At 49.0% G+C, this 16,019-nt stretch carries 15 protein-coding genes; 11 read left to right on the top strand and 4 right to left on the bottom strand.

Annotated elements, in window-relative coordinates:
* Nucleotides 1-373 precede the first annotated feature (373 nt).
* The 3 genes from KJW29_RS18880 to KJW29_RS18870 all read left to right on the top strand — a co-directional run bounded on the left by KJW29_RS18880 (nucleotide 374) and on the right by KJW29_RS18870 (nucleotide 3,551).
* Nucleotides 374-1,273 (top strand): carbohydrate ABC transporter permease, encoded by a 900-nt coding sequence (locus tag KJW29_RS18880; RefSeq protein ID WP_214625732.1) that lies wholly within the window; start codon nucleotides 374-376, stop codon nucleotides 1,271-1,273.
* A 15-nt stretch (nucleotides 1,274-1,288) separates the two neighbouring features.
* The gene (locus tag KJW29_RS18875; RefSeq protein ID WP_209071887.1) at nucleotides 1,289-2,116 is read left to right on the top strand and encodes a carbohydrate ABC transporter permease; all 828 of its coding nucleotides are present in this window, start codon (nucleotides 1,289-1,291) and stop codon (nucleotides 2,114-2,116) included.
* Between the two features lie 67 nt (nucleotides 2,117-2,183).
* A complete protein-coding gene (locus KJW29_RS18870) occupies nucleotides 2,184-3,551 on the top strand; it encodes an ABC transporter substrate-binding protein (RefSeq protein ID WP_209071886.1) in 1,368 nt (455 codons plus the stop codon).
* Between the two features lie 346 nt (nucleotides 3,552-3,897).
* Here KJW29_RS18870 and KJW29_RS18865 read toward each other — a convergent pair whose 3' ends face one another.
* Both KJW29_RS18865 and KJW29_RS18860 read right to left on the bottom strand, forming a co-directional pair.
* Nucleotides 3,898-4,671: an IclR family transcriptional regulator gene (locus KJW29_RS18865; RefSeq protein ID WP_209071885.1), complete on the bottom strand. Its 774-nt coding sequence runs from the start codon at nucleotides 4,669-4,671 to the stop codon at nucleotides 3,898-3,900.
* Nucleotides 4,672-5,061: 390 nt separating this feature from the next.
* Nucleotides 5,062-5,844 (bottom strand): AraC family transcriptional regulator, encoded by a 783-nt coding sequence (locus tag KJW29_RS18860; protein ID WP_209071884.1) that lies wholly within the window; start codon nucleotides 5,842-5,844, stop codon nucleotides 5,062-5,064.
* A 112-nt stretch (nucleotides 5,845-5,956) separates the two neighbouring features.
* Here KJW29_RS18860 and KJW29_RS18855 point away from each other — a divergent pair, with 112 nt between their 5' ends.
* Nucleotides 5,957-7,018, top strand: coding sequence for a glycoside hydrolase family 117 protein (locus KJW29_RS18855; RefSeq protein ID WP_209071883.1), 1,062 nt, complete (start codon nucleotides 5,957-5,959; stop codon nucleotides 7,016-7,018).
* A gap of 98 nt (nucleotides 7,019-7,116) precedes the next feature.
* On the opposite strand, the gene KJW29_RS18850 is transcribed toward KJW29_RS18855, so the two are convergent.
* Nucleotides 7,117-8,004: a helix-turn-helix transcriptional regulator gene (locus KJW29_RS18850; protein WP_209071882.1), complete on the bottom strand. Its 888-nt coding sequence runs from the start codon at nucleotides 8,002-8,004 to the stop codon at nucleotides 7,117-7,119.
* A 131-nt stretch (nucleotides 8,005-8,135) separates the two neighbouring features.
* On the opposite strand from KJW29_RS18850, the gene KJW29_RS18845 reads away from it, so the two are divergent.
* On the top strand, nucleotides 8,136-8,966 hold the full coding sequence (locus KJW29_RS18845) for a phytanoyl-CoA dioxygenase family protein (RefSeq protein WP_209071881.1): 831 nt from the start codon (nucleotides 8,136-8,138) through the stop codon (nucleotides 8,964-8,966).
* Between the two features lie 226 nt (nucleotides 8,967-9,192).
* Nucleotides 9,193-10,290 (top strand): glycoside hydrolase family 117 protein, encoded by a 1,098-nt coding sequence (locus KJW29_RS18840; protein ID WP_209071880.1) that lies wholly within the window; start codon nucleotides 9,193-9,195, stop codon nucleotides 10,288-10,290.
* Between the two features lie 81 nt (nucleotides 10,291-10,371).
* Here the strand turns inward: KJW29_RS18840 and KJW29_RS18835 are convergent, their stop codons facing one another.
* Complete coding sequence (locus KJW29_RS18835; protein WP_209071879.1) at nucleotides 10,372-11,160, bottom strand: IclR family transcriptional regulator; 789 nt, start codon at nucleotides 11,158-11,160, stop codon at nucleotides 10,372-10,374.
* A 190-nt stretch (nucleotides 11,161-11,350) separates the two neighbouring features.
* Between KJW29_RS18835 and KJW29_RS18830 the strand changes: the two genes are divergently transcribed.
* Genes KJW29_RS18830 through KJW29_RS18810 form a run of 5 tightly spaced genes read left to right on the top strand, consistent with a single transcriptional unit; the run spans nucleotide 11,351 to nucleotide 15,945 of the window.
* Nucleotides 11,351-12,454, top strand: coding sequence for a mandelate racemase/muconate lactonizing enzyme family protein (locus tag KJW29_RS18830; protein ID WP_209071878.1), 1,104 nt, complete (start codon nucleotides 11,351-11,353; stop codon nucleotides 12,452-12,454).
* Between the two features lie 24 nt (nucleotides 12,455-12,478).
* A complete protein-coding gene (locus tag KJW29_RS18825) occupies nucleotides 12,479-13,495 on the top strand; it encodes a zinc-dependent alcohol dehydrogenase (RefSeq protein ID WP_087568983.1) in 1,017 nt (338 codons plus the stop codon).
* A gap of 15 nt (nucleotides 13,496-13,510) precedes the next feature.
* Nucleotides 13,511-14,278, top strand: coding sequence for an SDR family oxidoreductase (locus tag KJW29_RS18820; RefSeq protein WP_087568982.1), 768 nt, complete (start codon nucleotides 13,511-13,513; stop codon nucleotides 14,276-14,278).
* A 26-nt stretch (nucleotides 14,279-14,304) separates the two neighbouring features.
* Nucleotides 14,305-15,111 carry an SDR family oxidoreductase gene (locus KJW29_RS18815; protein WP_214625731.1) on the top strand — a complete coding sequence of 269 codons (807 nt, stop codon included), beginning with the start codon at nucleotides 14,305-14,307 and terminating at the stop codon, nucleotides 15,109-15,111.
* 15 nt (nucleotides 15,112-15,126) lie between these two features.
* The gene (locus tag KJW29_RS18810) at nucleotides 15,127-15,945 is read left to right on the top strand and encodes a sugar phosphate isomerase/epimerase family protein (RefSeq protein WP_209071876.1); all 819 of its coding nucleotides are present in this window, start codon (nucleotides 15,127-15,129) and stop codon (nucleotides 15,943-15,945) included.
* Nucleotides 15,946-16,019 lie beyond the last annotated feature (74 nt).

Genomic DNA, 16,019 nt, shown 5'->3' with positions numbered 1-16,019 from the left:
TTCAATTACCTCCTGAATAAAAAATTTAAATGCCGAATGAATTGAATTCGTATTTTGACATGTAAGGGGGGCGACTCAACTCTCCTTTCTCGATAAATGAAAGCGATTACAGTCTAACGTCTTCACGAGCTACGCTGTAATAAATTGTAATGCTTGTTTTAAATATAGTCAACATATTTATATATAGACAAAATAAGAGGAGTACATGCTTAAGTTGAATATGTCTATATATAATTTTGTTATTGATATATAAAATTTTAACTTGACACATGAAAGTGCTTTCAATATTATCTAAATATAAATAGTGATTTTAAGTATAGTATGTTGAGCTTGATCAAAAACAAAGCTATCATGGCATGACTACGGGGAGTGGATGAATCTGAGGTGGAAGAGAAGCATCAGAAAAAATTTGGTAGGCTATTCGTTTATAATACCTGCCGTCATTGGGTTCCTAATGTTTATGGCTTATCCCTTGTTCAATTCCTTGTACCTAAGTTTTATGGATTGGAACATGTTCAAAGGAGCCGCAGGATCGACGTTCATCGGACTAGATAACTATAAAGAGGTATTTCAAAATGAATACTTCCGATCTGGCCTGCTGCATAATCTGCTGCTAATGATAATGGGGGTCCCGCTTTTAATTGTGTTAGCTCTTGTTATCGCCAACCTGTTAAACGCCAAAATTTTCGGACGCGGACTGTTGAGGGCTGTGTATTTTGTGCCATATATAACGACAATTACGGCTTCGGCATTGGTATTCTCGGCACTATTCCATCCGGAGTTTGGTCCTATCAATTCTTTCTTGCGCTCGTTAGGCATTGAATCCACACCGGGCTGGGCAACAAGCGTGAAGTGGGCGTTGCCTACAATCGCATTATTCTGGGTGTGGAAGAACGTTGGATATTGCACCGTTATTTATCTAGCGAGCTTGCAAGGAATATCCAAAAGTTATTATGAAGCAGCTTCGATAGACGGGGCCAACAAACTGCAACAGTTCTTTCATATAACTGTACCAATCAGCTCGCCTACGACATTCTTTCTCATCATTACGTCGGTTATTTCTTCCTTTCAAGTATTCGCTGAAGTACAGGTAATGACGCAAGGCGGGCCAGGCACGGCTTCTATGACAATCGTCTACCATATCTATGATACGGCGTTCAAGCAATATCATATGGGTTACGCTTCAGCCGTATCGTGGGTATTCTTCGTGCTGGTAGTGATCATCACGTTAATTCAATGGATCGGTCAGAAGAAATGGGTCAAATATGTATAAGGGGGCAGCGAAGTCATGATTAAGAGTACACTTGGCGGCAGAACGCTGCTTACCGCATTGTTAGCCGTTGTTGGTATTGTTATGGTGTTTCCGATTGCTTGGATGTTATCGGCGTCATTTAAATATGAGAGTGACGTATTCAAGATGCCGATTGAATGGATTCCCAAAAAGTTTAATCCTAGTAATTATGCAATGGCTGTTACCGACTTCCCGTTTGCGACCTGGTATGCCAATACGGCGTTAGTGACGATATATATCGTTGTGTTGGTTCTGACAGTAAGCACGATTGCTGGCTATGCCTTTGCGAAACTCAATTTTAAAGGTAGAGATGCGATATTTCTCATCTTCATCGCAACGATGATGATTCCGGTAGAAGTGCGTATCATTCCCCAGTTTATGATTTTCAAGTCCATGGGATTAATCGACAATGTGCTTAGCGTTGCTCTTCCTTGGATGTTCAATGCCTTCTCGATTTTTCTGATGAGGCAATTCTTTACTTCAATTCCGAATGATCTCATAGAGGCGGCGAGAATTGACGGGTGCAATGAATATACGACTTTCTTCCGAATCGTACTTCCGCTAGCCAAATCGCAAATTTCAGCCTTGTTTATCCTTGCATTCACTTGGGGCTGGAATGAGTACTTCAGCGCTTTAATTTATATCAACGATACGAATAAGCAAGTATTAAGCGTAGGAATTGCCAGTTTCAAGGGTGAATATTCGGGCAACTTTGCCGTCCAAATGGCTGGAGCAACATTAGCATTAATTCCGATTATCGTGGTTTATCTGTTTGCTCAGAAACGATTTATTGAAGGGGTTGCCATGTCCGGGGTCAAAGGGTAATTGCAACAGATCGAAATTAAGCAGTTTTTGTACTGCTTGATCAATAAATATTAAAGGGGAAATTTAGATGAAAAGAACAGTTAGTTTACTTCTTGTAGCGGTTCTGGCATTCGTAGTGCTTAGTGCATGCAGCAACTCTACGGAAAACAGCAACTCAACGGCAACTAACCAAAGTGTTAGTACGCCGGAGAGTGTTGCTAAAAAAGATCCAATTAAAATGATTATTCATCTTAACGGTATTGATGAGGACATTAAGATGAAAAAAGCTATGGAAGAAATTCAAACCCTGGATAAGTACAGTCATGTTGCCTTCGAATTTCACGGAAGAGAAGCAGACTTTTTGACTTCGGTTCCGATCTCAATCGCTGGCGGTAAGCAAGTGGATATCATTATTGTTGCTAATCCGATTATTCAACAACAGTGGGCCGACGCAGGTACGATTGTTCCTCTTGACGATCTTATCAAAGAGACAGGAGTTGATTTCAATCAAGAGTTTGGTCCTTATGTAGAGAATGCAAGCAACAACGGCCAAATCTTCATGGTTCCGCACAATATCACAAGGTGGGCGCTTTATTATAATAAATCCATCTTCGATAAAACCAGTGTACCTTATCCCGATGACAAAATTCCGATGACCTGGGATCAGTATCGCGATGTAGCCAAGAAGCTGACAAGTGGTTCTGGTGCTGACAAGACTTATGGTGCATTCTATCTGCCATGGGGCACGTTCTGGTATGGAGATGCCATTATGGAATTAGGCGGAGGAGAGAACTTCTACAACGACCAAGGGTTGTCCAATATCGAAAATCCGGCATTCGCCCGTTCGATGGAACGCTTGTTCAATATGATGCATATCGATGAAAGCACGCCAACGCATGCGAATACAATCACTTCAAAAACAGGCGCAACGTCCTTTATGAACGGCCAATATGGCATGGATATTCAAGGCGGTTGGGTATTGCCTTGGGCTGCGGACAAAGAAAAGTTCCCTAGAGATTGGAAGATTGGCGTTGCCCCAATGCCGGTAGATAGCGGTGATAAGATGAAAACTTGGGGAATTGTAAATGGTCTTGCTATATCGCCGACTTCGGCAGACCCCAAGCTTGCATTAGAAATCGGTCTTGATCTGAGCAGACTGTCTGCCAAGTATGCCGATTCCTCTGAATCGGCGAATCGCACCGTGGAGCAGAATGAATTGTTTAAAGTGTTTGGCGAGTCTTTAGCGGGTGACGATATTAAAGTTGAGCAGCTTGAATATATTTTTACCAGCCCGGATGCGATATTTGTTGGAGAGAAAATCATGGGCGCTAACAACGTCAATTATGAGAAGATCATTACAGAAGAAGTTGAAAAGTATTTGGTTAAACAGAATGATCTAAAAACAACGATCGCCAACATTAAAGAACGCGGAGATAAAATCATTCAGGCGAAGTAACATGTGGCTACATCCTCGGGGCTGCATGGCATGGAATCGCAAGGTGCAATGACCAATTTACCGTAAATCTCAAGCGTATACTGAAACCAATAATCTGAGAATACCAGAAAAAGAAGCCCACAGAAGCTAGAGAAAAAAGCATCCCGCCCCCGAAAAATGGGGCGGGATGCTTTTTTTACTTTTGCCTAACTTGCCAGCGAAGAGTAACGAAAATTCTTCAGTGGCCTCTTTGTGCTTCCGGGCTTTTCTTCTGGTTGTTGAAAGAGGAGTTGATGGACATAGTTTACACTGTAACTCCGGCCTCATCAGGAGAAATCACAGAATTGTAGCTTGTCACTTTCATCCGCTAAGGACTCCTGTAGCCCAACTGCTCGGAAATCGCTTTGGATTGCTGCAAAGCGAGCCCAATATATCGGTCCATCGTCTTCTTGGACATTCGGAAGATGGGACCGGATACACCAATGGCTCCTTCTAGCTGCCCAGCCGCATTCATAATCGGCACGCCGATGCACCGAAGGCCCTCACAGGATTCCTCCATGTCGAGGGCATAGCCTTGCGCGCGAATCTGCTCCGCTTCTTCTCTGAGCTTCGCCGGATCGGCAATAGAGCCCGGAGTTGCGGGTTCGAGCTCGTGATGGGCCAAATACAGCTCCAGCAGGTCCGGGCTGTAGGCCAGCATCGCCTTGCCCATGGCGGAGGTATGGGAGGGATACTCCAAGCCGACAGTCGAGAGAAACTTAATCGGTTCCAGACTCTCCAGTTGATCGACAACCAGTGTTCTACCCAGCGAGCTAGGCTTCGTCAGCAAGGTCGTTTCCCTCGTGCCATCTCTAAGAGCCCGCATGGAAGGCTCCGCTACTTCCTTCAGCGTAATCCGGTTGGCGATAGAGCTGCCAAGGTAATACAGCTTGCCGGTCAACTGGTAGGTGCTTTCACTCTCTTTTTTCTGAATATACTTTTTTTCCTCAAGCTCCTTCAAGATTCGGAAGACTGAGTTAGTCGTTATGGATAATGAATTGCTGATCTCCGTAACCGAAAAGGGCTTGTTTTCTCTAGCCATTAGCTCCAGAATATCCAGCACCTTCTCGGCAGCGGGAGCTTTATATTTTTTATTCGTCATGAGCGCGGATAGCCTCCATTTTAAACCGATTCATAACTCTATAGTATGCCACTTCATTCGAACGTTCAAGGGGAAGTGTGGGATGAACCTGCCAGCCCTTGTTGTTTGTCGGAATACTGCAACGATTAAGCTTGATTGTTCAAATACAGAATTCATACATTTAAGTATGATAAGGAGAATTAAACCAAACTTTCACGGAATAGGAGCTGTTAGAATGTCGGATATATCTCATGCAGTGTTGGAGCCATCCAAACCAGTCAAAGAACGGTATGCGGCATGCGCAAGATCAACTTGCCGCGCAGCATGTCCATTCGCTCAGCGCTGCGGTAAAAAAAGTGCCGCTGAGTTAATAAAAGGGGCAGCGAGGGTGGAATTGAATCAGATAAGCGATCACAATCGATGAGCCCTTCGGTATTTCGAGGGGCTCATCCCTATATGAAGGGAAAATACTCGACTGAAGTAGAAGCCATTCTCATACCCGCACTCCTGCGAGATCAGATCCACGGTAAGAGTGCTTTCCATCAAGAGTCGTTTCCCGTGGTCGAGGCGAAGCTGCCGAACGTACTCGGAGGGGGAGCAGCCAAACGCAACTTTGAAGCGTCGTGTAAACTGGACGGGACTTAACCTTAATTCATCTGCGATCGCTTTCAATGATAGGCATTGAAAGGCCTGCTCTCGGAGCTTGCGGCGTGCGCTGAGCATAAGCGAATCTTTGGCGTTTCGATCTGCTGTTTCTGGAAGAAGCTGCTGCAGGACATAACCATCCCAAATTTCTTGAACGAAGCGGTTCCGCCATAACATGGCCTGCTCGGGTGGGAGAGCGTATAACTGTTGCAGGTAGCGATAAGCAGAGGCAAGACGTTCTTGGTCGGTGAAAGTAAGTTTGCCCAACGGAAGGTTAGATGGCGGCGTTGACCAATTAAAGCCTAAATAAAAAAAGCTGAGCGGGTGTATAACTTCGCGACCAAATGATGTCCCCGGCGGACAAATGACCCAATCGCCGCTAATGGCTTCCCCATCATCGCTGTCGCCTAATTTGTAGCGAAAGCGTCCTTCTTGAACAGCGAAAACTACCCAATAGGAGTAAGTGTCTTCTTCAAACCGAAAAACTTGTTTTTTCTCCCAATAATGATAATGAAGCAGTTGAATTTCCCCGGTAAGTATTTCGATCATGGCCGGCCCTCTCCAATGAAATAAAGTATATCCTTTATGATAGTTTATTGCATGTCATATGAAAATAGGGTGATATAAGATGAAATTAAAGTATATAAGAGGAGTGTTAATCATGAGACAAGAAAGCTTGGCTATGCGCAGAGCAAGAGAACGCGAGTATGGGAAGGACAGCACTTGGTATTGCCAGTTCAAATATGCTCCTGTAACGGGGTTGGGATATGAGGAAGGCATTCACCGGCGGGATCCCAGCAGTGTAATCAAGATCGGAGAGGTTTATTATGTCTGGTATACCAAATCCTCGGGTCCAAGCGTCGGCTATGATACTGGCGATTTGGATGCCAAGGTATGGCCATGGGATTGGTCCGAGATTTGGTATGCAATATCCAACGACGGGGTGAACTGGCATGAACAGGGCCTCGCAGTAGGTCGAGGAGAGCCCGGCGCTTATGATGATCGAAGCGTATTTACACCTGAGGTGCTGGCCCATAACGGCAAGTATTACCTTGTCTATCAGGTCGTGAAGCATCCCTATTTGAGACGCTCCAAGGAATATATCGGACTGGCTCAATCGAGCTCTCCTGACGGTCCATGGTTGAAGGCTGATGAGCCGATCCTGTCACCTGCGAGCAATGGAGAGTGGTTCGGAGATGTGGACAACCGCCACCTAGTCAAGCACAGGGGCGACTTCGACAGCCATAAGACCAATGATCCATGTCTTTTCTTTTATAACAATCAATTCTGGCTTTATTATAAAGGTTATCCTATGGGTGAGCAGCTAACCTGCGCGGGCAGGGAAACCAAATGGGGAGTCGCTGTAGCGGACCGACCGGAGGGGCCTTATACCAAATCGGTCTACAATCCGATAACGAACAGCGGCCATGAGACATTGCTCTGGCCATACAGGGGAGGCATGGCGGCTTTGTTGACGACAGATGGACCGGAACGCAACACGATCCAATTCGCTCAGGACGGGCTGCAGTTCGAAATTCAAGCCTTTATCGAGCACCCTCCGGAAGCGGGAGGCCCGTTCCGTACGGAGCATCCTGATATTCATCCGCTGGAAGGCCTGCGCTGGGGACTCAGTCATGAGATTAACAGCCAATGGCATTATATTCAGAAGTTCGAGGTGGATGAAACGACGAAGCATTTGTGCAGTAATAAGTTCAATCACTAGGGGGAAAACCGGAAAGGAGAAGATGCGAGGATGTCAAAAATGAACTTTATTATAATAGCGATAGCTGCATTGTCTGCTCCTCCATTGGCATCTTCCATCTACAGCAGCCTGCAAAACTTGCGATATTCGCCTGGCGGCATGCCCTCCCACTTGTGGAAGATCCGAACGAAATAATGTACATCCGTGTAGCCGATCGTATGTCCGATCCATTCGATCGTGTCGTTGGTATCGCGGAGCAGTCGTTTCGCTTGGGTGTGACGGATCTGCTGGACGAATTTGTTGGGACTGATGCCCATGATTTTTTTGAACAGACGTCCCATATAATCCACATTAATATTCAGCATGTCTGCCATTCTCTCATTGGACCACAGTTCCCCTGCGTTCTGCTCAATAGCAGTGGCTAATTCAGCAATCGCCAGCTGCATGCCCGCGCTTGCGCCCCCCCGCTGACGCTGATGAATGGCTCTCGACAGATGAGCGAATAGCTGCAGCAGCAGGCCCTGACAGCACATCATATAGCCTGCCGGCCGATGGGTGAATTCATGTATAACGGCTTCCAGCAGGCTGTAAACCTCAGAGGTCGCATGCAGGCTGCCAGCGTTTATCCATTCCAGAAATTCCGGCGTCTGAGGCATGCTGCCATAATGATGATCGTCCTCGTTATGATCGAGAGAGACAATGATGTCTTCGTCCTTCGCGATATAGAGCTCATTGTAGAAGTCAAAGTGAACGCCCAGAAACAACGCGTCTGGCTGCGACAGCACCTCTACACGATGCCTGAGCTTCGCGGGCAGCAGAAAGAACTGGCCAGGCTGAACGCGGAAGGGCGCCTCCGATTCAATCTGAACCTCGACCTCGCCATGCTCCAGCAGCAGAATTTCGAAATCTCGAATACGCCGCTCAATAAGCCGCTCCTTGGCCTGCCGATGCTGCTGCGCCCAATGGACAACCGGATTTAATCGTCTGATTTCAGCTGTTGCTTGCACTCTGAACTCCCCCTGTTTCATAAGTCGGTAAAGTGCAACTATTGACCTCAATCGTTCAAATACAAACAAGTATACCCATGATAACATATGGGATATCAAGAGTCGAACAACAATATGAGGAGTGAATGGGAATGTCGGATTTGAATAATCTGCCAGAACTATCAAGTGATTATGGACTCACGATGGAGCAAATTCAACAGTTCCAGGAAAAGGGACATATTAAGCTGAGTCAAGTCGCATCCAACGAAGAGGTGGGTGTATACCGTTCCATCATCGGTGAGAAGGTGAAGGAGCTGAATTATCATAACAAGCCGATCGAGGAGCGGGACACTTACGGCAAAGCCTTCATTCAGGTTTCGAACATTTGGGAGAAATCCGCGGAAATCCAACGCTTCGTATTTGCACGCCGATTCGCCAAGATTGCTGCTGAGCTGCTTGGTGTAGACGGCGTTCGCATCTACCACGATCAAGCGCTGTTCAAGGAGCCGGGCGGTGGAATTACTCCATGGCACCAAGACCAAATCTACTGGCCTGTAGATACGGATAACTTCATCACTATGTGGATGCCGCTTGTTCCTGTATCAGAGGAAGTAGGCTCGATGAACTTTGCGAACGCCTCCCACAAGTTTGGCTACATCAGCAAGCTAGCAATCTCCGATGAATCTCAGAAAACGCTGGGTCAATATATTGAAGCCAAAGGTCTTGAGGTTGAAAATTACGGTGCACTGGAAGCGGGCGACGCAACCTGGCATTATGGCTGGACGCTGCATAGCGCTCCAGGCAATCCGACAAACACGATGCGCGAGGTCATGACAGTCATCTATTACGCGGATGACGCGAAGGTCATAGAGCCGGACACGAACGCTCGCAAGACTGATCTGCAGAAATGGCTGCCGAGCCTTGTACCTGGCGATCTTGCGGCAAGCAAGCTGAACCCGATTATTTATAAGAAGAGCGAATAAGCTTCTAAGATAGCGAGCCCCTACCTGTATGCAGGCGGGGGTTCTTCCTTGCTATCGGCTTGGTATGGAGAAATCGCTTGTTTGGACAACTAGCTTGTTGACCAAAATACAAGTGAGGGTTATAATTCAAGTATCAATAAAAATGAAATGAATTCCGAATTTCAAAGAAATTTATTAATTAAATGGTTTGTTGTCTTATATCATCCAGGAGGGAGAATGTTTAAACATGAAAAAAGAAAGCGCTGCAACGATTCGAGGCAAACAATATACGAAAAATGCCGACTGGTTCTGTGAGTTTACGTATGAGCCGGTTGATGGTCTGGGCTATGAAGAGGGCGTTCATCGCCGTGATCCCAGCAGTGTGATCAAGGTGGGAAAGCTTTATTATGTATGGTATACGAAGTCCGTTGGCGAAGCTGTAGGCTTTAATACAGGCGACCCGGAAGCTAAGGTGTTCCCGTGGGATCAATCTGAGGTGTGGTATGCAACCTCTCCGGATTCCAAGACTTGGACGGAGCAAGGGCTTGCAGTGGGCCGGGGTCCCAAGGGCTCTTATGATGACCGAAGTGTGTTCACGCCTGAGATACTGCATCATGACGGCAAGTTTTATCTGGTGTATCAAGTTATTGAAGGCCAATACCTGCTCAGGAAATACGAAAATATTGCCATGGCGATCGCTGAGTCGCCAGAGGGACCTTGGCGCAAGCTGGATGTGCCGATTCTTCGTCCTGCGATGAACGGCGAATGGTTCGGCGATGGCGATAATCGTTTGACCGTGAAGCATAAGGGCGACTTCGACAGCCTGAAGGTGCATGATCCTGTTCTCTTCCATTATAATAACCAGTTCTGGCTCTATTATAAGGGCGAGCAGAAGGGCGAAGAGATGACCTTCGGCGGAAGGACGACAAAGTGGGGCGTTGCGATCTCCGATCATCCGGAGGGTCCGTACGTGAAATCGGAATACAATCCGGTGACCAATAGCGGTCATGAGACGCTGCTTTGGCACTATCGTGGGGGCATGGCGGGGCTTCTCTCGACAGACGGTCCGGAGAAAAATACGATCCAATATGCACATGATGGCATTAACTTTGAGATTGAGGCCGTCATTAAAAATCCGCCAGAGGCGGCGGGGCCATTCCGGACCGAGGATACAGAACGCAGTCCGCTTGAGGGCATTCGCTGGGGCTTGTGCCATAACGTCCATTCCAAGTGGAACCATATTCTAAAATTCAGAACGGTGGAGGATTACAAGCATCACTATGCGAATAAGGTGAACCCTGAGGTGCTCTGGTTAGGCAAGAAAGCGCAGCGAGAAAAGGATTAAGAGGTAAAAGCCGAGCTGTCTGCTGCAGACACTCGGCTTTTTGTCATATCGGCAAGCCATTCCTGACGACGATACGAGAATTTAGGAGAGATAGACAGAGCGCATGGAGGGTGCGAAGCCCAATCGCTTGGAGATCAGGGAAGACTTCTCCTTGACGTGCGCCTCCAGTTCATCCTGCTTGTCGAAGATGCGAGCGGTTGGTCCCGCTACGCTAATGGCCGCGATTACTTTTCCTGTATAGTTGAACACGGGTCCGGCGATAGAGCTTAAGCCTTCGTCGTATTCCTCGCGATTGACGGATATGCCCGTCTGTCTGATCTTGCTCAGCTCTTGAAGAAATTGCTGATGGTCTGTAATTGTAGTTGGAGTGTATTGCTTAAGCCCTTTCTCGCTGATGATTTTGTCGACATCTTCAAGTGAGAAGTAAGCCATAATGGCTTTCCCTAGACCCGTGCAATGAACGGGGTTTCTAGAGCCGAGAATCGCATTCATAATAACGGATGCGCTCCCGTCTACCTTATAGATATAGATAACCTCGCCCTCATTGTATACGGAAAGGAACGCGGTTTGACCCGTCTGTGCAGCCAGATCCTGAAGATGAGGAATCGCGGCTTCTACCAGATCGATGTTATGAAGGCCGGCCATCCCGATCTCAATAGCCTTCAGTCCTACAAAATACTTCTCCGTTGACGGCTCCTGCATAACAAAACCCGCCTTCATGAGTGTCTCCAGTATACGGTGTGTCGTACTCTTGGGAAGTCGAGTCGCTTCCGACAATTCTCCGATTCCTGATCCACCCTTATTTAATGCCAGTTGCTCAAGCAGGAATAGCGCGCGTTCTAAGGTGGAGCTCGTTTTATTCGTTTCCATGCTCAAAGGAAACACCTTCTTTCGCTTCATCTCTATTCCGTTATTTTAAATAATGTTTTGAAATGAGTCAATCTTGAAATAAAAATGATACATTGTTCCGATTTATTGTTGACTTAATATATTTAGTGTAATAACATTTAATTAATTGGAACGTTTGACTTCCGATCATTGACAATAGAGGGTGATCATAATGGCTAATGGAAAACGAATTACTCATATTCAAATCGATTATTTCCTCGTGCCTCTCTCGGAGCAATTGGGAGATGCGCGGCACGGCATTCATTCGCATTTCGAATTAATTACCGTCACGATTGGTCTGGAGAACGGCAGTGAAGGTGTCGGCTATACCTACACGGGCGGCGTAGGTGGAAGAGCGGTCTGTCAGATGATCGAACATGATCTGAAGCCGTTCCTGCTGGGCAAGGACGCCAGCTGCATCGAGAAGCATTGGGAAGAGATGAATTGGAAGATTCATTATGTAGGGCGCGGCGGCATTGCTTCATTTGCCATCTCGGCTGTTGATATCGCCCTCTGGGATCTACGCGGGAAGAGCTGCGACGAGCCGCTGTGGAAGCTGCTCGGCGGCCATGCCTCCTCCACGAAGGCTTATGCGGGAGCTATTGATCTCAATTTCAACAAGGAGAAGCTGTTAGCTAATATTCAAGGGTATATGGATAAAGGGTTCCAGGCCGTGAAGATCAAGCTGGGACAAGAGCGTCTGGCAGAGGACATCGAGCGTGTAGCAGCCGTTAGAGAACTGATTGGACCTGACCGCACCTTCATGGTGGATGCCAATATGAAATGGTCGGTGGAGACCTCCATCAAGGCTGCTAAACTGTTAGCGCCACATGATATCTTCTGGCTGGAGGAGCCGACAATTCCAGACGATTATGACGGCTACCGCCGGATCGGCGCGGAGGGCGGCTTGCCTATCGCGGCAGGCGAGAACTTCCATACCGTCTATGAATTCGTGAACATGATTACTCGCGGCAACATTGATTTCCCGCAGCCTGACGCGTCCAATATTGGCGGCGTAACGGGCTGGCTGAAGATTGCGAATCTTGCTTACGCTTACAATCTGCCTGTGTGCACACATGGCATGCAGGAGCTGCACGTCAGCTTAATGTCGGCGATGCCGAACGCGTCGTATCTGGAGGTGCACAGCTTCCCGATTGATCAATATACGAAGCGGCCGCTTGTTATTCAGGATGGAAGAGCCGTCGCGCCCGATGTGCCGGGCACAGGAGTGGTGTTCCGGTGGGAGTTGCTTCAGCCTTACAAGCAATTATTTTAAACATCTAATAGGGAGTGGATGGCAATGAAAGCTGCATTCTATGAGGGGAACAAAAGCATTGTAGTGGGTACAGGCGCGCGCAGAGAGCCAGGGCCTGCCGAGGTAGAGATCAAGGTCGCTTATGCGGGCATATGCGGAACGGACCTGCATATTTATCACGGCCACATGGACCATCGTGTGAAGCTGCCTCAAGTGATGGGGCACGAGATGTCGGGCGTCATCGAGCGTGTTGGCGGCGAGGTTGCGGACTATAAGCCGGGCGACAAGGTTACGGTGAAGCCGCTGGGGCCATGCGGAGAATGTCCGGCATGTCAGGATGGCTGCAGCCATATCTGCCATCGCTTGCAGTTCATGGGCATCGAGACAGACGGCGCGTTCCAATCCTATTGGACCGTTCCCGCAAGCACGCTGCATAGGCTGCCAGATGAGCTCAGCCTGCAGCATGGCGCGATGATTGAGCCGCTCGCCGTAGCTTGTCATGACGTTCGACTGGGTCAAGTAGCGCAGGGCGAATATGCCGTTGTAATCGGCGGAGGGCCCATCGGTACGTTGATAGCGCTTGTTGCCCGTGCTGCTGGAGCAAGGGTAGTTGTAGCGGAGATTAATCCATATCGTCTCCAGCTGTTGGAGGAGCTTGGCTTCGAAACATGCAACTCCAAGGAGCGGGATTTGGCGGAGTATGTGCAGGAAGCAACTGGCGGCAAAGGCGCCGATGTTGTGTTCGAGGTGACCTCCTCTCTGGCTGGCGCTGAGGTCATGACCAAGCTGCCGAAGGTTAGAGGACGTATTGTCATTGTTGGCATATTCAGCAAGCCTGTCCCGGTAGATCTGCATCGCTTCTTCTGGAGAGAGCTTCAGCTGTTCGGCGCGCGCGTGTATGAGCATAAGGACTTCGAGCAAGCGATTCAGCTTGCGGCAAGCGGCGAGCTTGGGCTTGATCGTCTGATCAGCGAGGTCTATCCTATCGAGCAGATTCAAGCGGGCTTTCAGCAGATGGAATCCGGCAGCGGCGTGATGAAGGTTCTTATTCAGTGCAATTAAGCGGGAGGTAGCGGGATGGCTATATTGGATTTATTTTCACTGCGGGGCAAAAAAGCATTGGTGACGGGCTGCAAGCGGGGCATCGGCAAATCTATGGCGATTGCGCTGGCGCAGGCTGGTGCGGATATTGTTGGCGTAAGCGCAACCCTGGAGCCAGGGAGCGAGGTGGAGCAGGAGGTGCGCCAGGCAGGGCGAAGCTTCGCCGGTTATGCCTGCGACTTCAGCGACCGCAACGCGTTGTACGCGTTTATCACCAAGCTGAAGGAAGAACATGCTGATATCGATATTATGGTGAACAATGCCGGCACCATCATGCGCAAGCCGGCAGCGGAGCATCCCGATGATTATTGGGATCATGTTATCGAAGTGAATCTCAACTCCCAATTCATATTGGCCAGGGAGATCGGACAAGGCATGCTGGAGCGTGGAGTGGGCAAAATTATTTTCACCGCGTCTCTTCTTACGTATCAGGGCGGCATTAACGTGCCTGGCTATGCAGCGAGCAAGGGCGGCATTGGACAGCTGACCAAGGCGCTGGCGAATGAATGGTCCTCGCGCGGCATTCAGGTGAATGCGATTGCTCCCGGCTACATCGAGACGGATAATACGGAGCAACTGAGAGGGGACCCTGTCCGTTATGAGGCAATTCTGGGCCGGATACCTGCAGCTCGCTGGGGAAGACCGGAGGACCTGAATGGAGCTGTTATCTATCTGGCTTCCTCCGCATCCGATTACGTAACCGGGACGATTGTTACGGTGGACGGCGGATGGATGGGCAGATAGCACTCTGACATGAAAGTAGGGATCCCATGACGCGTGAGACTAAGACTGTTGTCATTACGGGAGCTACAAGCGGCATTGGCCGCAACATGGCGCTTTATTTTGGGAATAAAGGCTATCAAGTCATTGGCACGGGCAGGGATCGCAATCGCATGAATGCCCTTCAGGAGGAGCTTGCAGCCTTCCCGACGCCAGGAAGAGTCCTCCAGGTGGATGTTCGCAGGTATGAGGAGATGAAGGATCTTGTCCGTCGACTGGAGTCGGAGCTTGGGGTTGTTCATGTCTGGATCAATAATGCAGGCGTGAATCGAGCGATTGGACCGACATGGGAGGTGGACCCTGAGACGTGGGGAGAAGATGTGGATATTAATCTTAGAGGAACCTTCTATGGCGTCCATGCGATTGTCCCCATGATGCTGAGACAGGGCTTCGGCCGCATCGTCAACTTAATTGGCGGCGGAACCACTCATGCGATGAAGAACAGCAACGCTTATGGAACGGCAAAGACGGCGGTTGCCAGATTTACAGAAAATTTGGCGGAGGAGCTGGAGGAGACGGGAGCTTCTATCAAGGTGTTTGCGTTGAATCCAGGACTGAATGATTCGGAGATGACAAGAGCTCTGCGAGCAACGCCGGAAGGGAAACGGTATTTCCCTGATATGGAGGAATGGATACGTAATGGCGTAGCGAATCCTCAGGAAGCGCCGGCATGCGCCTACAAGCTGGCGGAGGGACTGGCGGACCAATTCCATGGACGCATAGTGACCATATACGATCCTATAACGGAAGCGGGTTCGCTCCAGCCTGATCAATACAAGCTGCGACTGCAGAGCTGAGAAAAGGTGAAATCCATGAAATTACATCTATACAAAGCGCTCTGGGGGATGGAAGGCACCTATAGCGAGCAGTTCAAGCGAGCGGCGGATGCGGGGTATACCGGCATTGAAGCGCCAATGCCTCTGCCAGAGCAGGAGGCGGCCTTCCGCGAAGCGCTTCAGACCTATTCGCTTGCCTATATCGCCCAGATTTTCACTGGCGGTGAGGATCATATTGAATCCTTCAAGGAGCAGGTGGAGAGAGCTGCCGGCTTCGAGCCCCAGCTCATTGTTTCGCACAGCGCCCGGGATCGTATGAGCCATGATGAGCAGGATCGGTTCTTCGAGGCGGCGCTCCGAATAGAGGGGGACAACGGTATAATAGTTGCACACGAGACACATAGGCATCGGGCCATGTTCTCGCCGTGGACAACGGCAAGACTGCTGCATAAGTTCCCGGAGTTGCGAATTACGGCAGATTTCAGCCATTGGACGAATGTATGTGAATCTCTCCTTCATGACATGGAGGAGGAGATTGAGCTTGCCATCGCACACACCCATCATATCCATGGCAGAATCGGCTTCTCCCAGGGCCCGCAGGTTCCGCATCCTGCAGCACCGGAATGGAGCATGGAGCGGGAACGCTTCGAGGGCTGGTGGAAGCGGATGTTCAGCCGTCGCCAGTCGCAGGGGGAAGCTGTAAGCACGATGACGCCTGAATTTGGGCCAGTACCCTATATGCCGACGCTTGCCTTTACGAAGCAGCCTGTTGCAGATCTATGCGATGTGAATGAATGGATCGCCAATCGGGTGAGAACCAGCTATCCAGACTGGATTGCTGCTGATGGCAATTGATGTCTTGCCCGGCTGAATAACACATAGAGCACTCGGGTCCTTCGGAAACGGGTGCTCTTCGTCTCCCTTAAGGG

The sequence above is a fragment of the Paenibacillus agaridevorans genome, from assembly GCF_018604145.1.
GTDB lineage: Bacteria > Bacillota > Bacilli > Paenibacillales > Paenibacillaceae > Pristimantibacillus > Pristimantibacillus agaridevorans.
Note: the sequence above shows the minus strand (reverse complement) of the source record. Positions and strands in the feature narration are given on the sequence as shown.